Source organism: Nonomuraea insulae (genome assembly GCF_042656245.1).
In genome coordinates this window covers 543,449-563,229 of record NZ_JBHSPA010000027.1, presented here as the reverse complement: position 1 = coordinate 563,229, position 19,781 = coordinate 543,449, and the positions used below count along the sequence as shown (strand labels likewise).

Below are 19,781 nucleotides of genomic sequence, written 5' to 3'. Positions count from 1 at the left end.
CGACGGGCCGCACAACGCCGCCACTCATCGTCTGCGGGTGCGTGACCAACCCCGGGACGACGTGGTACGTCTGATGATCGTGGTTTCCGCATGAACACCGGCCTCGCCGGCAAGCCGCTGGCCACCGGACCCGAGCTGAGCCATCATGCGCTGATCTACCGCAGCACGGAGGAGTTCCTGGCCGGGGCTGTCCCGTTCTGCCGCGACGGGCTGGCCGCCGACGAGAAGGTGCTGGTGGTGACCACCCCGGAGAACATCGAGTCGCTGAGCGCCGCGGTGGCCGGGGTCGAGTTCGCCGACTCTCGCCGCTGGTACGACGCGCCGGGCCGGGCACTGGCCGCGTACAACCGCTACGTCGACACCCACGGGACGGCGCACCGCCGCGTGCGCATCCTCGGAGAGCCGGTCTGGCAGGACCGCGGTCCGGCCGAGACAGCCGAATGGACGCGGTACGAGTCGGTGCTCAACGCCGCGTTCGCCGACCGCCCGGTCTGGATCGTGTGCCCGTACGCTGCGCGGGCCCTGCCCAGAGGGGTTGTGGCGGATGCCCACCGCACCCACCCCCACCTGCTGTCCGGCGCCGGGGCGTACAGGAGCATCGCCTATACCGAACCGGACGCCTTCACCTGCGCCGACGACCACCTGCCACTGCCGCCCCCGCCCGCCGACACTCTGAACATCGCCTTCGACGACGACCTGCGGCTGATGCGCAATCAGCTCACCGTGTACGCCAAGCTGCTGGCTCTGCCGGTCGAGCAGGTCGAGCGGCTGCTGCTGGCCGTCAGCGAACTGGCCGCCAACGCCCTGGAGCATGGTGGCGGCCACGGCCGGGTCCAGCTCTGGGCCGACGGCGAACACCTCGTGTGCGACGTCACCGATCCCGGCCGGATGGAGGTTCCCTATCCCGGCTACCTGCCGCCCTCCCCCGCCGCTCCACGCGGCCAGGGCCTGTGGGTGGTACGCCAGTTGTGCGAACTGGTAGAAATCCGCACCAACGTTGCCGGCGACCACGGCACCCAAATCCGCCTACGCATGTCTCCCGCCTGAACTGCCGTCACCCCCTGAGCTGCCACTCCTGCCCGAGCCGCCATATTCGCTAAACCGCCGCTTCCACCCGAGCTGCCGTTGCCCCCTGACCTGCCACTCCTGCCCGAGCCGCCGCATTCGCTTAAGCCACCGCCGCTTCCAGCTGGGCGTCCGGTTCCGCCTGGGCTGTCGTCGTCCTCTGAGCTGCCGACCCTGCCTGAGCTGCCGTAGCTCCCGAACTGCCGTTCCCGCCCGAACTGCCGTAGCCTGGCTGGTTCCGAGCTCTGCTCAGTGGCGGTGCCTTGGCCGGAATCGCCGTTGGCGTGCGCGTGTCAGAGCGTCTCTACGGACCCCGCCGCCATCGCCATCCCTTACCGCCGCGAAGGTGCTCGCCGGTGATGTCATTCGTGACAGGAGGGGCGTGGCTGAGGTGGCCGCAGTCCGCCATTTCACGTTCGATATGACCGATGTGCTGTGCCGCCGCGGCGGGTGAGGGCGAACCGAGTCTGGTCGCCACCCGGGCCGCTGCCCCCAGCAAGGCGACCGTGGCCGCGATGGCGCTCAGTACCAGTAACCCGCCGCCGGCCTGACTGATCGCGGTGTCGGCGCCCCGTGAGGCGGGCGCGGCCTTCCGAGGCACCGCGGAGTTTCCGTCGTCCCGTGAAGACGCGATGTCTTCGTCGCTCTGAGCAGGCGCGGCGGCTCCGTCGCCCTGAGGCAGCGCCGCGTCTCCGTCACCCGATGTAGGCGCGGCTTCTCCGTTCCCTGGTGAAGGCGCGGCTCCTCCGTCGCCTGGTGATGGCGCGGCTCCTCCATCGCCCTGAGCAGGGGGGATGCCGCCCTCGCTCTGAGGTAGTGCGGCGTTTCCGTCGCCCTGAGCGGGCGCGGTATCTCCGCGGCCGTCAAGCGCGACACCTCCGTTGCCCTCGGGCACGGTGCCTCCGTCGCACCGAGGAAGCGTGGTGCCCCCGCTGCTCTGAGCAGGCGCCTTGGCTCCCTTGGTTTCGGCTGATGCCGCGGTCGCCTGTGCGCCGGTGCTGTCGCAATTCGCGGGGCCGGCGTCGCTGTCAGGTTTTCTCTTCGATCGCTCGCTGCGCCGTGTGGGCCTGGCCGTGTGGCGCTCGCTCACCTGCGTACGCCCACGATCGCGGCCACGCCAATAAGCGCCGTCGTCGTCTTCATCATCGTCGTCGCCGCCGCCGTCGTCGTCGTCGTCATACGCGGCCGCCATGAGGACGATGCGGGGCAGGGGCGTCGGATGCGCATCCTGCCGGGCTATGGGCACCGGCATGGCGGCGAGAACGAATGCGACTGTGGTGGCCGACATCAGCCATCGCAGTGCTTGTCCCATCGTGCGCCCCCTGCTTTGCGACCTGCCCCTATCGTGCGGGCCTGCGGTTGGACCACCGTGAGCAGATCATTAGAGCGTTCTCATGTACTGGCACGCGGACGTACCACCGAGCCCCACGGAACCCCGCGCCACCGCGAGTCGTTCTTCTGGCAGGTGGATGGATACACGAACGTCGGGAGCCGCAACATGGAAGTCACCGGCATCATCTCCGGCCTCATCATCGGCATCGTGATCGGCGTACTGGGGCGGCTGGTCATCCCCGGACGGCAGCGCATACCGATCTGGCTCACCATCGTGATCGGTGTGGTCGCCGCACTGATCGGCACCGCCATCGCCGCCGCACTCGGAGTGGCGGACACCCGCGGTGTGGACTGGGTGGAGCTCGGCATCCAGGTCGCCCTGGCGGCCCTGGGCGTCTCACTCACGGCGGGCCTCTACGGCAGGCGCCGCGACTAGAGATCAGCCAGTACGGCAGGCGCCACGACCAGAGTCGGCCGGCACGACAGGCGGCGCGACCAGAGATCAGCCGGCACGACAGGCGGCGTGAGTAGAGATCGGCCGGTAGTGCGGCAAAGTACGGCCCATCTTGCGATAACGGGGAGGAAAACAGCAGCGCGTCGCTAGGCTGCACGAGCGCGATGACAGAGCGCGACGAAGCGGCGACGGATTGCGATGGCAGGGTGGATGAAGCTGCGAGATCGGCTGCGTTACTGGTTCGACAGGACGATGGATCGCGGCACGCCCGCGCTGATCGGCTGGCTGGGGCTGTGCTCGGCCCTGATGATCGCCGTCGTCACCCTCCTCGTGGTGCTGCTGACCAACGCCGAGGAGAACGGCGGCTGGGCGGGCGTGGCCTGGATGGGCCTGCTACGTACCCTGGACCCGGGCACGATGGGCGGCGACAAGGGCAGCGCGCTCTTCCTCGGCCTGATGCTGATCGTGACGATCGGCGGCATCTTCATCGTCAGCGCCCTCATCGGCGTCCTGACCACCGGCCTGGAGAAGCAGATCGACAAGCTGCGCAAGGGCCGCTCCCGGCTGATCGAGCGGGGCCACACGATCGTGCTGGGCTGGTCGGACCACGCGTTCACGGTGATCAGCGAACTGGTCAAGGCGAACCAGAGCGAGCGGCGTTCGTGTGTGGTGGTGCTCGCCGACCAGGACAAGGTCGACATGGAGGAGCAGATCCGGGCGCGGATCCCCGAGACCGGCAAGACCCGGATCATCTGCCGTTCCGGGAACCCGCTCAACCGCGCCGACCTGGAGCTCGTGAGCCCCGACACGGCCAAGTCGATCATCGTGCTGCCGCGCGCGGGCGCCGACGCCGACATCGACGTCATGAAGACCCTCCTGCTGCTGAACAACCGCGCCTGGCGGCCCCGGCGGCCGCACGTGGTCGCGGCCGTGCAGGACAGCGAGAACCTGGCCGCGGCCAAGCTGGCCGGCGGCGCGTCCGCCCTGGTCATCGATGCCGACGACATCGCCGTACGGCTGGTGGTGCAGTCGCACCGGCAGAGCGGGCTCTCGACGGTCTGTACGGACCTGCTCGACTTCGCGGGCAACGAGTTGTACCTGCGTACGGAGCCCTCCCTGAGCGGCGCCACGTTCGGCGAGGCCCTGCACACCTACGAGCTCGGCGTGCCCATCGGGCTGCGCACCTCCGACGGCCACAGCCTGGTCAATCCCGACATGCGGACCCCGATCGGCCAGGACGACCAGGTGATCGTGCTGGCCGAGGACGACCTGTTGATCCGCCCCACCGCCAAGCGGCCGCCGATCCTGGAGGAGGCCGTCGTGGCCGCGTGCGACCGTACGGCCGAACCCGACCGTACGCTGCTGATCGGCTGGAACGCCCGCGGCAGCAAGATCATCGACCTACTCGACCGGCTCGTCGAGCCGGGCTCGGTCGTGGACATCGCGGCGCCCCAGCGGCCGGACGAGGCGATCAAGCCGAAGCGGGTCAACCTGTCCGTCCATCACAAGACCTGCCAGCCGACCAGCCGGCCGTCGCTCGAACAGCTCGACCTCGGCGGCTACCAGCACATCGTGGTGCTCGCCGGGGACGACGTCGAGCCCGGTCACGCCGACGACCGTACCCTGGTCACCCTCTTGCACCTGCGCGACATCGAAGAGCGGCTCGGGGACCCGTTCTCGATCGTCACCGAGATGAACGACGACCAGAACCGCGAGGTCGCCCAGGTCACCAAGGCCGACGACTTCATCGTGAGCAGCCGGTTGATCAGCCTGCTGCTGACCCAGCTCAGTGAGAACCGCCACCTGCACGGGGTCTTCGCCGCGCTCTTCGACCCGTCCGGCTCGGAGATCTACCTCAAGCCCGCCCCCTCGTACGTGCCGGCGGGGACGCTGGTGAACTTCGCCACCGTCCTGGAGTCGGCCCGGCGGCGTGGCGAGACCGCCATCGGCTATCGCCTTCGCGATCACAGCCAGGAGGCACCGACGTACGGGGTACGGCTCAACCCGCCCAAGGACACCGACCTCGTACTGGCAGATCACGACAGCGTCATCGTCCTGGCAGAAAGCTGAGCCCGAAGCACCCGAAGCGCGCCCGAAGCACCCGAAGTACCCCTCCAAAGCGCGCCGCCCGCGGTGCGTAACCGACTCCAGCCGGCAGGCGGCGCCCAGCCCATAGCGCCCAGCCGGAAGCGGGCCGCGCGCCGCCAGCGGTGCGCCACCCGGGTCCAGCAGGAGGCGGGCCGCAGCCGTATCGGCTGCGGCCCGGGGCTCAGGCTTCAGGGCCCATGCGGCGCTCTACCAGTCGCCGTCGCCGCCTTCCTCCTCATCGCCCTCGAAGATCTCTTCGACGATCTCGCCCGCCACCAGCCCGCCGACCACACCGGCGGCGCCGGCGGCGGCCACCGCGCCCAAGCCGGGACCGCCGCGATGCTCCTCGTGGTGACCGTGGTGACCGTGGTGACCCTGGTGGTGGCCGTACGAATCGCCGTGGTGCTCACCGTGACCGAACCCGCCGTGCCCGAAGCCGTGCCCGTGCTGGGACAGGCCGGCCAGCCAGCGGTCGATCTCGCTGGGCCAGTCCGTACGCATCGCGTCGTCGTGGCTGACCGTGAAGCGCCCGATGGCGTCGCCGGAGTGGCGGCCGGCCCGCTTGTCGGCCTCCAGGACCACCTCCAGCCCGTGCGGCGAGGCGACGAAGGTGACCTCGACCTCGCCCACCGCCGCAAGGCGCGGCGGATAGAACTCGATCTCCTGGTAGAACGGCAGCTCCTGGTGGACGCCGTACAGGTGGCCGGCCTCCAGGTCGGCGGACTTGAACTGGAAGCCGAGCTGGAGGAACGCCTGCAGGATGCGCAGCTGGGACGGCAGCGGCTCGACCGCCACCATGTCCAGGTCGCCCTTGTCCACGGCCTTGGCGATGGCCAGCTCGGTACGCACCCCGAGCGCCATCCCGTTCAGGTGCTGCCCGCCGATCTCGCTGATCGGCGCCTCCCATGGAACCGGGACCTGGAAGTCGATGACCCGGTCCTCGCCCTGCCGCAGCGTGAACGGCCCGGAGACCTGGGCTCGGGAGAACCCGCCGACCCCGGCGCCCTCGCCGTCGCCGTGCTCGATCTCGACCCTGGCCACCAGGCTGAGGGTCACGTGCTCGATGTCGGCGTCGAAGTCGCCGCCCTTGAGGCGTACCTCGCCGGTCAGCAGACCGCCCGGCTGGATCCGCGGGGTGGACAGGACGGTGTCCACCGACGGCGCACCCACACCGAAAGCACCCAGCATCCGTTTGAAGACCACGGCTCGTTCTCCCTGTCGAAGGTCGTGTACGTGTGCCAATCGCCCGCCTAAACGATCAGCCTCCCGGGAGGGTTCCGCCAGGAAGGAAAAGGTGTCCCACGAGGTCATCGCTTTGTTGATCTTTGTGGTGGTTCGTGCCCAGAGTCGGATAACGCCCACTATGGCCTGATCCGCTACAGTGCCTTGGGCGCATGCGGGCGGGCCTGCCTGCATGCGCCCAAAAGAAATCGGGAACTTCACCCCCGGTTTCGGCGTTTTTGGTCATAACGCCTGCTGTCGGATGAGGAAACGGAGTCGCGAGTTCTGTGGAGGAGTGCAGTACCAGGCCGGGCATCGGCCCGGCGCACCACCTCCGCCCAGCGCACCGTCCGCGGCAGCAGTTCGTACGTCGCCGGATGAAGCTCCGGGACGACTCTCTCCCCGCCGGCCATCGGCCGCGTCATCCCAAGGAGTCCTGAAGCCGTGGACGGCTATTGGTTTCAGCTTGCCCTCGTCGTGATCCTGGTCATCCTCAACGCGATCTTCGCCGGTAGCGAGCTCGCGCTGATCTCGCTCCGCGAGGGCCAGCTACGCCGGCTTGAGCAGCAGAGCGCGGGCGGCCGGACCCTGGCCCGCCTGGCCCGCGACCCGAACCAATTCCTGGCCACCATCCAGCTCGTCATCACCCTGTCCGGGTTCCTGGCCTCGGCGACGGCCGCCGTCACCCTGTCGGAACCGCTGGTGCCGCTGCTCGGCTTCCTCGGCAGCGCCGCGGGCCCGATCGCGATCGTGCTCGTGACCATCGTGCTCACCTTCCTCACCCTGGTCTTCGGCGAGCTGGCCCCCAAGCGGGTGGCCATGCAGCGCGCCGAGACGTGGGCGCTGCTGGTGGCCAGGCCGCTGAGTCTCGTCGCCACCGTGTCCCGCCCGATCGTGTGGGCCCTGGCCAAGTCCACCGACCTGGCCGTACGCCTCGTGGGCGGCGATCCGGACCAGCACCGCGAAGAGGTCAGCGCCGAGGAGATCCGCGACCTGGTGGCCGCCCACCGCGGCTTCACCGCCGAGCAACGCATGATCATCTCCGGCGCCGTCGAGATCAGCGAGCGTGTCCTGCGCGAGGTGCTGGTCTCCCGCCGCGACGTCTTCACCCTCGACGCCGACACCCCCACGGAACAGGCCAGCCGCATCCTGGCCGCCTCCGGCCACTCCCGCGCCCCCGTGATCCGCGACAACACCCTCGACGACACCGTCGGCATCGCCAACCTGCGCGACCTGCTCACCGACGAGAGCGCCGTCACCGCCGCGGACATCGCGCGCCCGCCGCTCCTGCTGCCCGACAGCCTGCCCGTCGGCGACGCCCTGCGCCGCTTCAAGAGCGAACGCCAGCAGTTCGCCCTCGTCATCGACGAGCACGGCGTGACCGACGGCATCGTCACCCTGGAGGACCTGCTCTGAAGAGGTCGTCGGCGAGATCTACGACGAGACCGACAGCGACGTGATCGACATCGACCGCGAGGCCGACGGCAGCGTCGTCGTGCCCGGCGGCTTCCCCATCCACGACCTGCCCGACCTCGACGTGCACCTGGGCAACCGCCCCGACGGCGACTACACCACCGTCGCCGGCCTCGTGCTCTCACTCCTCGGCCGCGTCCCCACCGCCCCGGGCGAGACCGTCACCACGAGCGGCTGGACCCTGAAGGTCGCCGCCGTCGACCGCAACGCCATCACCCAGGTACGCCTGCAGCCCGCGGAGAAGACCGCCTCCACCGGCTGACGATCCCCCCTTCTCATGACGATGGCGGCTCTCGGCTGACGTCGGCTGAGACCCCTTCTCGTAGGCGATGAACTGCGGCGGCGCGCATTGAGTGCCTGCGCGCGCCGTCGTCGTGGCCCTCGGCGGCGTGCATCCGCCGACCGTTGGTACGGGCGCGGGACCGCCGCCATGACTCCGTGCTTGGCAGGTAGTGGAAATTACCAGACAACTTGTGGCAAGCGTTTTCCCTGGCCCCGCCATTGCGGCTGAAGCAGAATTATCAATGTCAGAGCGAATCAATCGCCACAGAAAAGAAATGAGTAAAGATGCAGAAGAACAACATGCTCGCCAAGTTCGGTGTCGCCGCCGCGGTCGTGGTCGGTGGCCTGACCCTCGCCGCACAGCCTTCGATGGCCGCGGCCGCCAGCTTCTCGGTGACTCCGGCCTCGGGTCTGGCGGACGGTGCCTCCGTAACGGTGGCGATCAGCGGTGCGGGAGCGAGCGAAGAGTTCAACATCCTCCAGTGTGCGAATGTCGGCTCCGTGCTCGCCTGCAACGTGGACACGGTCAAGACGGCCACGACGAATGCCAGCGGCTCGGCCAGCACGTCGTTCACCGTCAAGAAGACCTTCGCGGGTGTGAGCCCGGAGGGCGCGTCGGTGGGCACGGTGAACTGTGCCACCACCGCCTGCTACGTCAGCACGGGGAACGCTGCCTCCTTCCTCGGCTCCAAGCAGATCACCTTCAGCTAGTGGGTTTATGCACCTAATTAAGTAAAGGGCCACTTCCCGGATTCGGGAAGTGGCCCTTACTCATGTTCCTGCCATTGGCAGGAACATGTTGCCGACCGTCAGTAAGCGGACGGCGTTCACGCCCCTTTTCCGGCCGGCCGCGGCGCAGCATTGCTGTGAGGGACGATGCCAGGAACTGAGGAAGGACCCATCACCATGGCGATCTTGACATCCATGACAACCCGGACCGGACCGCCCGCGCCCGAGATCCGCCATGTCACGGTGGTCGGATGCGGTTTGATCGGCACGTCCGTGGCGCTCGCGCTGCGGGCCGAGGGGGTCCGTGTGACGCTGGCCGACCACGACCCGCGCTCGTTGTCGGAGGCCGTGCGCATGGGGGCGGGCCTCGCCCTGGCGGCCGGCGAGCCGCCGGCGGACGTGGTGGTCATCGCGACCCCGCCGTCCACCGTGGCCGCGGTGCTGCGCGACGCGCAGGCCCGGGGGCTGGGGGCCGTCTACACCGACGTGGCCAGCACCAAGGGGCGGATCCTGTCGAGTGCCGAGCTGACGGGGTGCGACATGAGCACGTACGTTCCCGGGCATCCGATGGCGGGGCGCGAGGTGTCGGGCACCGGGGCCGCCAGGGCGGACCTGTTCGCCGGGCGGAAGTGGGCGCTGTGTCCCGGCCCAGCCACGGCGTTGCTCGCCGCGCTGACCGTGACCGAGCTGGCGGCGCTCTGCGGGGCTCAGGTGTGCCTGCTCTCGCCGTACGCGCACGACCGGGCCGTCGCGGCGGTGTCGCACGCGCCGCTGGTGTTGTCGGCGGCGCTGGCCGCGAGGTTCGCGTACACGAGGGAGGGAGCGGATGTGCTCGCTCTTACGGGCAGGGGGTTGTACGACGTGACGCGGGTGGCCGGGAGCCCTCCCGAGTTGTGGATCGACATCCTTGAGCACAACGCCGAAGCCGTCGCGGACATGCTGGAGCAGGTGGTGGACGACCTGGCCGCGGTCGGGGCGGCGCTGCGGGAGGCGGACGGGAGCGCGCGCTGGGGCGTGGTGGCCGACCTGCTCGTACGGGGGAACCTCGGCAGGGAGCTCATCGTGGACGCCTACGCGCGGCGGGCACCCGCTGAGGGCGTGGAACTGGAGGCGGCCTGAACGTGCGAGCCCCCGCGGCCGTCGAGTCGCGGGGGCCTGAACGTGCGGGCGGCGGGTCGCCACGTCAGAGCGTGCGGGCATCGGGTCGCGACGCCAGAGCGTGCGGGCATCGGGTCGCGACGCCAGAGCGTGCGGGCGCCCCGCGACCGTCGGGTCACGGGGCGCCTGGGTCGACCGCGTGCGTCAGATGTAGAGGGTGTTGGGCGGAAGGCCGCACAGGACCCTGCCGTAGAGCTCGGAGTTGGTGTTGGGGTGCATGAGCGCGTGCAGGTTGGCGCTCTGCACGTCGCGCAGGATGCGCTGGATCGGCACGTCGGAGTAGATGGAGGAGCCGCCGCTCGCCGTGGCGAGAATGTCCACGGCCTCCTTGGCCAGCGAGCACACCGCGCCCATGTCGGCGCGGACCCTGGCCCGCTCCTCCAGTGACCACTGCTCGCCGCGCTCGCTCTTGCCGTCCACGGTGTCGGCCAGGCGCTCGGCATGGAACTGCGCCTGGTCGATCTTGAGTACGGCCGCGGAGACCTGCAGGTGGGTGAGGGGCGCCTCGTTCTGCTGCTCGTACCCGGTGTAGGTGATCTTGCGTCCGGGCAGGCGTTCGAGGAACGCCGCCTTGGCCGCCTTGGCCAGGCCCAGAACGGTGCCGACCGAAGAGGCGGAGGCGACGGGCAGCAGCGGGGCCCGGTAGATCGGGATGCCGGCGTTCAGGCGGGAGGCGTACTGCTCCTGCAGGATCGCGGGCAGCGGAAGCACCCGCTCGGCCGGGATGAACACGTCCTGGGCGACGGTGCTGACGCTGCCGGTGCCCTGGAGCCCGGTCGTGTGCCAGTCGTCGATGATCTGCAGTTCGGACGTGGGGACCAGCGCCATGATCGGCATCGGCTCCTGGCCCGGCCCGATCTGGATGGCCACGATCTCCTGCCAGTGGCTGTGCAGGGCGCCGCTGACGAACCCCCACTTGCCGTTGACCACCACGCCGCCGTCGACCGGGGCGGCCATCGCGGTGGGGCTGAGCGTCCCGCACACCCGTACGTCCGGCGTCGAGAACACCTCGGCCTGGACGTCGTCGGGGAACAGGCACACCATCCACGTGGGAATCCAGTAGACCGAAGCCGTCCACGCGGTGGAGCCGTCGGCCTGGGCCAGCTCGGCCCCCACCTCGACCAGGGTTCGTGTGTTGCACTCGTAGCCGCCGAAGCGCTCGGGAACCCTCATCTTGAAGACGCCCGCGTCGGCCAGGGCCTCGATCGACTCCTCGTGGAGGCGCCGGTTCTGCTCGGCCCAGGGCGCGTTCGCCTTCAGGACCGGCGCCAGCGCGGACACCCGCCGCACGAATTCCTCCCGCGCGGGAACCTCCGTCGTCGTCACCATTTCCTCCTAGTGTTCCCTGGTTACGGGACGCTGAGGCCGCGTGTCCGGCCTCCCAGCGCGTTCAGGCAAGGGATGAGACCTTCGCCGCGGTGGCGACTCTGAGCACCAGTGCCCCCAGATTGGGGTCCTCCTCGAAAATGTCGCCCACCTCGATGGCGATGCCCAGTTCGTCCTCGATGCGCGAGACGATGCGGATCGCGGAGATCGACTCGCCTTCCAGATCGAAGAACGTGGCATCGGCCATGTCGGCCGGCACATCGAGCACGTACCGCCAGATCTCTCCGACCTTTTCCTCGATCAGGGAGAAACTCAGCTCGCTAGCCCGATTGTCAGTCATCCGGTGTCCTCCACTCCCGAAATCCCATCAATGGCGTGTGGCCCGCGAACGGATACCCGCCCTGAATACCGGTTCCTGCCGATTTATCGTCACAGTTTGCGAGTTCGCGTACATCTCTGAAAATGCGCAGAACAGCGCAACCGATCGGGCACTACAGGAGAAAGCCCGTGGTCCGGGCGGAGTTATGGTCGCGGAGGGGTTCGAGGTGGCCGCCGAAGATCCCCGCTTTCATACCGCTGAGTGGAGGACGAGTAAATGAGCGCTACATCGACCACCATCGACGACACGACGGCCGTCCGTGAGGTGCCGCAGCGCATCGTCGCCGCCTGGGCGAACAACGACGGCGAAGCCTTCGCCAGCGTGTTCACCGAGGACGCCACCATGATCCTGCCCGGCGGCATCTTCGTCGCCGGCCGCGACGGCATCCGCACGTTCATGGGCGCCGCCTACTCCGGTCCCTACAAGGGCACGCGGGTGTCCGGCGAGCCCGTGTCGGCCAAGTTCCTCGGGCCGGAGGCCGCGGTGCTGGTCACCAAGGGCGGGGTCCTCACGGGGCAGGAGAGCGAGGTCGCACCGGAGCGGGCCGTTCGCGCCACGTGGGTGCTGGCCAAGCAGGATGGCCAGTGGCTCATCACGGCGTACCAGAACACGCCCATCGGGGCATAAGACCCCAGCACGACGAACCGACCGGCCGCTGGCCGGTCGGTTCGTCGTGTGAGTCGTGCCAGTCGTGCCGGTCGTGGCGATCGTGGCGGTCGTGGCGGTCGTGTGAGTCGTGTCGGTCGTCTCAGTCGTCCAGTCGTGTCAGTCGTGTCAGTCGTGTCAGTCGTGTCAGTCGTGTCAGCGGGCCATGATCTCCACTCGGGTGTCGTCGCCGACCAGCAACCGGTACGGCACCGCATTCGCGGCCGGCTCGATGACGGCCGAGCGCCCGACGATCGAGCCGTGCATCCCGGGGACCTCCAGGATCGAGGCCCCGTCCAGCACGATGGAGTCGCTCAGCCGCGTGCCGCGCAGCACGCAGTCGCGGCCGATGGACACGTTCGGCCCGATGAGGCAGTCCTCGATCAGCGTGTTCGCGCCTATGATCGCCGGCCCCTCGATGTGGGAGCGCACGACCTGCGCCATGGGGTCGAGGTCGACCAGGACGCCCAGCTCGCCGAGCAGCCGCCGGTTGCATTCGAGCACGTCGTCGGGCCTGCCGGTGTCCTTCCAGAACCCCCGGTACTCGGTGGCTCTGACCGGCAGCCCCCGGGACACCAGCCACTGGACGGCATCGGTGATCTCCAATTCACCGCGCCGGCTCGGCGCGATGGCGGCCACGGCCTGGTGGATGGCCGCGGTGAAGAAGTAGACGCCCACCATGGCGAGGTCGCTGCGCGGCCACCGTGGCTTCTCCACCAGCCGCCGTACGGCCCCGTCCGGGCCGAGTTCGACGACGCCGAACGCCCGCGGATCCGCCACCCGCTGCGCCACCACCTGAGCGGCCGGCCGGCGGGCGCGGAAGTCCGCGGCGATCTCGGCGACCCCGCCGGACAGGATGATGTCGCCGAGGTACATCACGAAGTCGTCGTCGCCGAGGAACCCGCGCGCCAGCCGTACCGCGTGCGCCAGGCCCAGGGGCGCGCCCTGCTGGATGTAGGTGACCCGCACGCCGAGCGAGGAGCCGTCTCCGATGACCGCGTCTATCTGCGACGCCCAGGAGCCGACGATGACACCGATCTCGCTCACGCCCAGGTCGCGGATGTTCATCAGCACGTGCTCAAGCACGGGCCGGTTGGCGATCGGGATGAGCTGTTTCGGCATCGAGTAACTGAAGGGCCGCAGCCGGGTGCCGGATCCACCGGCCAGTACCAGTGCCTTCATGGGGAGGTCATCCGCGGGCCGCGACGAATTCCTTGAAGGAGGCCACGACGTAGTCGATCATCTGGTCCGTCAGGCCCGGATACACACCGATGTGGAACGTCTGGGTCATGATGATGTCGGTGTTGGCCAGCCCGCCGACGACCCGGTGCTCCTGGTCGGCGTAGGCGGGGTGGCGCAGCAGGTTGCCCGCGAACAGCCGGCGGGTGCCGATCTTCCGGTCCTCCAGGAAGTCCACGAGCTCCTTGGAGGTGAACGGGGCCTGCGGGTCCACGGTGACGACGAAGCCGTACCAGCTCGGGTCGCTGCGCGGGGTGGCCTCGGGGAGGAGCATGTGCGGCACGCCCTCAAGCCCTTCGCGCAGCCGGCGCCAGTTGTGCCGCCGGGTGGCGCAGAAGTCGTCGAGCTTGTTGAGCTGGCTGAGGCCGAGCGCGGCCTGCAGCTCCGTGATCTTGAGGTTGTAGCCGACGTGCGAGTAGATGTACTTGTGGTCGTAGCCGTGCGGCAGCGAGCCGAGCTGGTAGCTGAAACGCTTGAGGCAGGTGTTGCTCTCCCCCGGCTCGCACCAGCAGTCCCGGCCCCAGTCCCGCAGCGACTCGACGATGCGTGACAGCAGCAGGTTCGAGGTCAGGACGCAGCCGCCCTCGCCCATCGTCATGTGGTGGGCCGGGTAGAAGCTCACAGTGGTGAGGTCGCCGAAGGTGCCGACCGGCTCGCCGTCGTAGGTGGAGCCGACGGCGTCGCAGCTGTCCTCGATCAGGAAGAGCTCGTGCTGGGCGGCCAGTTCGGCCATCTCGGCCACCGCGAACGGGTTGCCGACCGTGTGCGCGATCATGATCGCCTTGGTCTTCGGCCCGATCGCCCGCGCCACCATGTCCACGGTGGGGTTGTAGGTGCCGAGTTCCACGTCCACGAAGACGGGCACCAGGCCGTTCTGCAGGATCGGGTTCACCGTCGTCGGGAACGCCGCCGCCACCGTGATCACCTCGTCGCCCGGCCGCAGGCGGGCGTCGTCCAGGCGGTGCGAGGTCAGCGCCGAGAGGGCGAGCAGGTTGGCCGACGAGCCCGAGTTCGTGAGCAGCGCCTTGCGCCGTTTCATCTTCCGTGCGAAGACCGACTCGAACTTCCGCGCCCTGCTCCCGCCCGCGACCCGGAGTTCGAGGGCCGCCTCGACCAGCGCCAGCCGGTCCTCGACGTCATGCACCGCCCCGGTCGGCCAGATCTCTGTCACGCCCGGCTCGAATTCCCCGGTGGGCGCGACGTCGTCATGGTATTTGCGCACCTCGTCGAGTATCAACGCCTTGTGTTCGTTCATCTCCGGCCCTTCGTCGATGCACCACTCCACAGGATCGGACACCGCCGTTTCCGCTGCATCTCCTGTATTGCGTACCGCGCCGCGCACGGCAAAAGATGCGGCCTGCCGGGAATTGAGCTGTGCTGGCAGCAGGAAATCTACCGGGTTGTGAACGCACGTTACCGGGGAGCATTGATGCGAATCTCGCGCGAAAATGAGCGCCCAAAAGTGGCGGTCATCGGCCTTGGCTATGTGGGCTCCTGTTACGCGGCGGTGCTCGCTGAGCGCGGCTGGCACGTGACGGGCGTCGACACGAACGCTCGGCTGATCGAAGAGCTGACCGAAGGCCACTGCCGCTACCAGGAGGACGGGCTGGCTCCTCTGTTGCAGGCCGGCATCCTGGCCGGGCGGCTCCGCGTGACCAGCGACTACTCCGCCATCCAGGCCGCCGACGTCGTGCTGCTCGCGGTCGGCACGCCGGTCAGCACCGACGGCTCGCTGCTGGCCGACCAGCTCACCGAGGCGTGCGGCGAGGTGGGCCGCCATCTCCGCGCCGGGCAGCTCGTGCTGGTCAAGAGCACCGTGCCGCCCGGCACCACGCGTGACCTCGTACGCCCCCTGCTGGAAGGCGGCGGCCTCACCTGCGGCGCGGACTTCGGCCTGGCCTTCACGCCCGAGCGGTTCGCCGAGGGCACGGCGCTGCGCGAGCTGCGGTCGCTGCCCATCGTGGTCGGCGGCATCGACCAGGACAGCACGCGGAAGGCGGCGGCGTTCTGGCGGGACGCGCTCGGCGTGGACGTGATGACCCTGGACTCCCCGGAGGCCGCGGAGATCGTCAAGCTGGCCGACAACTGGTGGATCGACGTCAACATCGCGCTGGCCAACGAACTGGCCAAGTTCTGCGCCGTCTTCAGCGTGGACGTGCTGGACGTGATCGCGGCGGCCAACAGCGTCCCCAAGGGCAAGAGCACGGTGAACATCCTGCTGCCCAGCGTGGGCGTCGGCGGATCGTGCCTGGTCAAGGACCCGTGGATGGTGTGGGACACGGCCCGCCGGCGCGGACTTGAGCTGCTCACGCCGGTCGTCGGCCGCGAGGTCAACCTGGGCATGCCCGAGCACACCGCGCAGTTGATCATCGACGCGCTGGTGCGCCAGGGCAAGGACCCGGCCAGGTGCACGGTCGCCGTGCTGGGGGCGGCGTTCAAGAACAACACCGGCGACCTGCGCGCCACCCCGGTCGAGGGCGTCATCACGGCCCTGGAGAAGGCCGGCGCCACGGTACGGCTGCACGACCCGCTGGTGGATCCCTTCCAGGCCGAGACGTTGTTCGGCATCACCCCGGCCGAGACCGTCGAGGAGGCCGTCCAGGACGCCGACTGCGTGGCCGTCATGGCCCTGCACGAGGAGTTCGCCACCATCGACTTCGCCGAGCTGCCGGTGGCGGAGACGTGCCTGGTGCTGGACGGGCGGGCCTACTACAGCAAGGAGAAGATCGCCGAGCTGCGTGGCCAGGGCTATGCCTACCTGGGCGTCGGACGCTGAAACCCGCGAAGGGCCGTCGCCGATTCGATCGGCGACGGCCCTTCCTCGTGCGGGGGCACTATCCCGCCAGGGCAGGACGCCGGTTCGCGCGCAGGGTGCCCAGTTCGGCGTCGAGCGCGTCCATCGCGGCGTCGAGCTGATCGTCCGACAGGTACGGCGCGGGCCCGAGCCGCAACATGTGCCCCCGGCTGTCGGCGAGCACGCCCCGCGCGGTCAGCCCGTCGCGCAGCCGCGCCGCGTGCGGTGACCGGAGCGCCAGGAAACCGGCCACGTTCTCCAGTGGCGTGCCGGTGTCCCTGCTGATCAGGCCGCCGGTGTCCATGGCGTCGAAGCGCGCGCACAACCGGGCGAGCTGGCGCTGGGAGACGCCGCGCAGCAGGCCGGGCGTCAGGCCGTGCTCGGCGAAGAAGCCGAACACGCGGGCCGCGCGGTAGTGGCTGGTCGGATCGTAGGTGGCGCCCGAGAAGGCCTGCGCGCCCGGCGGGTAGGCCACCCGGTCAGGCCCCGTCTCCGCGGCCAGGTCGGCGAACTCGGCGAACCAGCCGGTGATCACCGGACGGAACCGCTCGGCGTGCGGCGGGACCCGCAGGAAGCAGTTGCCCTCGCCGAGCTGGAGGTACTTGTAGCCGCCGCCGACGATCCAGGCGGAGGGGATCGCCGTGGCGGAGAAGGGGACGACGCCGAGCGCGTGGTAGGAGTCGACGAGCAGCTGCGCGCCTTCGCGGTCGCACGTTTCCGCCAGGACTCCGAGGTGCGGCACGATCTTGGCGCTCTCGTACATCACCGCCGAGATCAGCACGGCGGCGGTCCTGCGGTCCACGGCCCCCGCCAGCCGCTCCGCCAGGGAGTCGACGGGCTCCGCCGGCACGCTCACCAGCTCCAGCCCCTCCTCCGCCAGCCGGCCGAGCTGGCGGCGCAGCGTGTGGAACTCGCCGTCGGAGGTCACCAGCCTGGGCCGGTCGCCGAGCGGCAGCGAGGACAGGAAGCGGATCACCAGCTCGTGGGTGTTGGAGCCCAGGGCCAGCTCGGCGGCGGGATCGCCGAGCACGCGGCGGAAGCCGGCCCGCACCTCCTCCGCCTTCTCCATGGCGTGGCCCCACTTGTCGTCCACGCCGAGCGCGGCGTCCTGGAAGGCCGCCAGCTGGCCGTCGAGCGCGACGTCCGGCCAGGCCTGGTGCGAATGGCCGGTGAGGAGCAGGCGTTCCGCGACGCGGAACATCGTGTAGTGCGGCGCGAGGTACGCGGCCAGGTCGCTCGTCATGCGCCACGCACCTCCCACAACACGGGGAAGGCCGCGGTGGCGGCGGTGGCGCGCAGGTGGTCGGCGCCGGAGGTGCCGCCGGTGCCGCGCCTGCCCCCGATCATGCGCTGCACCATCTTGCTGTGCCGGTAGCGCCATTCCTGCAGTAACTGGTCCAGGTCGAGCAGGCCCTCCACGACCTGCGCGGGCACCAGGTCGTCCCGGTTGACCTGGACGAGCACCTCGCGCACCTCCTGGGTGGCCTCGAAGGGCAGGGCGGGATTCCTGCGCAGCACCTCGGGAGGGACCGGGTAGCCCTGCAGCGACAGGTAGCGGAGGTAGGAGTCGAGGACGGACGGCCGGTTCATGGCTGCCTCGATGCTCAGCCGTTCTGGACCGCCCTCCTCGTAGTGGTCGAGCGCCGTGCGGTCACGCGCTCCCAGCACCGCCTCCAGCTCGCGGAACTGCGCGGACTGCGCGCCGCTCGCGGAGCCCAGGCAGTGGCGGAAACCGGCGAACTGGGCGGGCGTCAGCGTGTCCATCACGTCCATCTGGTCCACGGCCACCTGGAGCACCGCCACGCCACGCCGCAGCGTGTGCAGCGCGGGACCGCTGTCACCGGCCTCAAGGCGCTCCTGCAAACCGGTCAGCTCGTGCAGCAGCAGCTTGAACCACAGTTCGTAGATCTGGTGCACGACGATGAACATCATCTCGTCGTGCCCCCGCGAGCGTGGCCGCTGGGCGTCGAGCACCCGGTCGAGCTCAAGGTAGGAGGCATACGTCAGGCGTGTTCCCTGGGCCAGTACGGCGCCGCTCATGCCGCCTCCTCCAGGGCTCGCCTGTTCACCTTGCCGGAGGCCGTCTGCGGCAACGCGTCCACGAACATCACATCCCTCGGATACTTGTGCGGCGCCAGCCGCGCTCGCACGTAGTCCTTCACCTCCTGGGCCGTCAACGGCTCGGCGGCCACCACGTACGCGCGGGGCAGGACCAGGCCGCCCGCCCGGTAACCCACCACCGCGCAGTCGGCCACCGCCGGGTGGCCGCGCAGGCAGTTCTCGATCTCGGCGGGCGCCACCCACACGCCCCCCACCTTCAACAGGTCGTCAACACGGCCGCGATAGTGAAAGAAACCGTCGGCGTCCCTGCTCACCAGGTCGCCCGAGCGCACGGTGCCCGGGGCCACGAAGGTGGCCGCCGACTTCACCGGGTCCCGCCAGTACTCCCGCGCCACCGTCTCGCCCGTGATCTCCAGGCGGCCCGTCTCACCGTCCGGCACCGGCCCGCCGTGCTCGTCCACGACCCGCAGCCGGTAGCCGGGCACCGCGGTGCCGAGGCTGCCGACGCGGCTGCCGCCCGGGCGGTTGGACAGATAGATGTGGTACGCCTCGGAGGAGCCCAGCCCGTCGGCCACCTCGACGCCGAACGTCTCCAGCCACCTGCGGTTCAGCTCGGGCGGCAGGGCCTCGCCGGCCGAGACGCACACGCGCAGGGAACTGAGGTCCTGGCGGGCGGCGTCCGGGTGGGCGAGCATGGCGCTCATCATGGTCGGCACGTTGACCAGGATCGTGGGGCGATGCTCGGCGATCAGCTCGAAGATCCGCTCCGCCCTGCTCCGCTCGGGGAAGACGATCCCCGCCGCGCCCACGCCGAAGGGGAACAACGCCGTCAGGTCACGGGCGTAGCCGAAGAACAGCTTGGGCACCGGCAGCACCACGTCGTCCTGGCGCAGGCCGAGGACGTCCCTGGCGTAGCCCTCGAAGCTCGCGTGGGGGCTCCTGGCGGGCAGGACGCACGCACGGGGCGCGCCGGTGCTGCCCGTGGTGAACTTCCACAGCGCGACGTCGTCGGCCGCCACGGGGACAGGGTCCAGCAGGTCGTCCTGCGCGCCCACCACCGAGCCGAAGTGCCGCTCGCCGGGCTGGAGCTCGTGCTCCGCCACGCCGGCCACCAGGAGGCCGTGTGCCCCCGCCGCGCGCAGCCCGTCCAGTGCGGCGGTGTCCGTGACGACGACCCGGGGCTCGGCGTAGTCGAGGAAGTAGCGGTAGTCCTTGGGCTGGAGATAGGTGTAGACCTCGGCGGTGATCGCGCCGATGAGCTGGGCTCCGTACCACGTGGCGACGAACTCTGGGCCGTCGCTGAGGCAGATCAGGACGCGGTCGCCGCGGCGAACCCCCAGGGCGCGCAGCGCGTTGCCGGCTCTGGCGGCCAGCGATCGCAGGCCGGCGTAGCTGAGCGGGCCCGATGGGGTGATGAGCGCGGTCCTGTCGCCGTCGTTCCCGTCGAGGAACCGCTCCGCGATGTTCAGGGAATTCATGGGTGCCTCCTTCACCTCCCACGGTGCCTGGCGGGCCGTGCGGAAGGGAGGCGTGGA

15 protein-coding genes and 1 pseudogene are annotated in these 19,781 nt (G+C 69.7%); 8 read left to right on the top strand and 8 right to left on the bottom strand.

The annotated features are described in order from the left end of the window. Positions 1–90 precede the first annotated feature (90 nt). From ACFPZ3_RS24835 to ACFPZ3_RS24825, 3 genes are all read left to right on the top strand, one after another. Positions 91–1,047: an anti-sigma factor RsbA family regulatory protein gene (locus ACFPZ3_RS24835; protein ID WP_379516610.1), complete on the top strand. Its 957-nt coding sequence runs from the start codon at positions 91–93 to the stop codon at positions 1,045–1,047. A gap of 1,516 nt (positions 1,048–2,563) precedes the next feature. Continuing rightward, positions 2,564–2,833: a GlsB/YeaQ/YmgE family stress response membrane protein gene (locus ACFPZ3_RS24830; RefSeq protein ID WP_379516609.1), complete on the top strand. Its 270-nt coding sequence runs from the start codon at positions 2,564–2,566 to the stop codon at positions 2,831–2,833. A 228-nt stretch (positions 2,834–3,061) separates the two neighbouring features. Beyond that, positions 3,062–4,921, top strand: a complete 1,860-nt coding sequence (locus ACFPZ3_RS24825) for a CASTOR/POLLUX-related putative ion channel (RefSeq protein WP_379516608.1) — start codon at positions 3,062–3,064, stop codon at positions 4,919–4,921. 225 nt (positions 4,922–5,146) lie between these two features. Here ACFPZ3_RS24825 and ACFPZ3_RS24820 read toward each other — a convergent pair whose 3' ends face one another. Continuing rightward, positions 5,147–6,142 carry a sporulation protein gene (locus ACFPZ3_RS24820; protein WP_379516607.1) on the bottom strand — a complete coding sequence of 332 codons (996 nt, stop codon included), beginning with the start codon at positions 6,140–6,142 and terminating at the stop codon, positions 5,147–5,149. Between the two features lie 462 nt (positions 6,143–6,604). Here ACFPZ3_RS24820 and ACFPZ3_RS24815 point away from each other — a divergent pair. From ACFPZ3_RS24815 to ACFPZ3_RS24805, 3 genes and pseudogenes are all read left to right on the top strand, one after another. After that, positions 6,605–7,895 (top strand): annotated as a pseudogene (locus ACFPZ3_RS24815) (hemolysin family protein). A 305-nt stretch (positions 7,896–8,200) separates the two neighbouring features. Further along, a complete protein-coding gene (locus ACFPZ3_RS24810) occupies positions 8,201–8,626 on the top strand; it encodes an enediyne antibiotic chromoprotein (protein ID WP_379516606.1) in 426 nt (141 codons plus the stop codon). Between the two features lie 213 nt (positions 8,627–8,839). Beyond that, positions 8,840–9,763 (top strand): prephenate dehydrogenase, encoded by a 924-nt coding sequence (locus ACFPZ3_RS24805; RefSeq protein WP_379516605.1) that lies wholly within the window; start codon positions 8,840–8,842, stop codon positions 9,761–9,763. Between the two features lie 183 nt (positions 9,764–9,946). Here the strand turns inward: ACFPZ3_RS24805 and ACFPZ3_RS24800 are convergent, their stop codons facing one another. Together ACFPZ3_RS24800 and ACFPZ3_RS24795 are read right to left on the bottom strand one after the other, a co-directional pair. Continuing rightward, positions 9,947–11,131, bottom strand: coding sequence for an acyl-CoA dehydrogenase family protein (locus ACFPZ3_RS24800; RefSeq protein WP_379516604.1), 1,185 nt, complete (start codon positions 11,129–11,131; stop codon positions 9,947–9,949). A 61-nt stretch (positions 11,132–11,192) separates the two neighbouring features. Continuing rightward, entirely contained in the window at positions 11,193–11,468 is a 276-nt protein-coding gene (locus ACFPZ3_RS24795; RefSeq protein WP_379516603.1) for a phosphopantetheine-binding protein, read from the bottom strand. Between the two features lie 255 nt (positions 11,469–11,723). Between ACFPZ3_RS24795 and ACFPZ3_RS24790 the strand changes: the two genes are divergently transcribed. Continuing rightward, positions 11,724–12,134, top strand: coding sequence for an SgcJ/EcaC family oxidoreductase (locus ACFPZ3_RS24790; RefSeq protein WP_379516602.1), 411 nt, complete (start codon positions 11,724–11,726; stop codon positions 12,132–12,134). A 174-nt stretch (positions 12,135–12,308) separates the two neighbouring features. On the opposite strand, the gene ACFPZ3_RS24785 is transcribed toward ACFPZ3_RS24790, so the two are convergent. Both ACFPZ3_RS24785 and rfbH read right to left on the bottom strand, forming a co-directional pair. Next, the gene (locus tag ACFPZ3_RS24785) at positions 12,309–13,334 is read right to left on the bottom strand and encodes a glucose-1-phosphate thymidylyltransferase (protein ID WP_379516601.1); all 1,026 of its coding nucleotides are present in this window, start codon (positions 13,332–13,334) and stop codon (positions 12,309–12,311) included. A 7-nt stretch (positions 13,335–13,341) separates the two neighbouring features. After that, entirely contained in the window at positions 13,342–14,646 is a 1,305-nt protein-coding gene (rfbH, locus tag ACFPZ3_RS24780; RefSeq protein WP_379516600.1) for a lipopolysaccharide biosynthesis protein RfbH, read from the bottom strand. A 207-nt stretch (positions 14,647–14,853) separates the two neighbouring features. Between rfbH and ACFPZ3_RS24775 the strand changes: the two genes are divergently transcribed. Then, positions 14,854–16,167, top strand: a complete 1,314-nt coding sequence (locus tag ACFPZ3_RS24775) for a nucleotide sugar dehydrogenase (RefSeq protein ID WP_379516599.1) — start codon at positions 14,854–14,856, stop codon at positions 16,165–16,167. Positions 16,168–16,225: 58 nt separating this feature from the next. Here the strand turns inward: ACFPZ3_RS24775 and ACFPZ3_RS24770 are convergent, their stop codons facing one another. From ACFPZ3_RS24770 to ACFPZ3_RS24760, 3 genes are read right to left on the bottom strand one after another with little or no spacing between them, the layout of a single operon-like run. After that, positions 16,226–17,428 carry a kynureninase gene (locus tag ACFPZ3_RS24770; RefSeq protein ID WP_379516598.1) on the bottom strand — a complete coding sequence of 401 codons (1,203 nt, stop codon included), beginning with the start codon at positions 17,426–17,428 and terminating at the stop codon, positions 16,226–16,228. Further along, on the bottom strand, positions 17,425–18,225 hold the full coding sequence (locus ACFPZ3_RS24765) for a tryptophan 2,3-dioxygenase (protein ID WP_379516597.1): 801 nt from the start codon (positions 18,223–18,225) through the stop codon (positions 17,425–17,427). The genes ACFPZ3_RS24770 and ACFPZ3_RS24765 overlap by 4 nt, the downstream gene beginning before the upstream one ends. Then, positions 18,222–19,724, bottom strand: coding sequence for a benzoate-CoA ligase family protein (locus tag ACFPZ3_RS24760; RefSeq protein ID WP_379516596.1), 1,503 nt, complete (start codon positions 19,722–19,724; stop codon positions 18,222–18,224). Before ACFPZ3_RS24760 ends, ACFPZ3_RS24765 begins: the two co-directional genes overlap by 4 nt. Positions 19,725–19,781 lie beyond the last annotated feature (57 nt).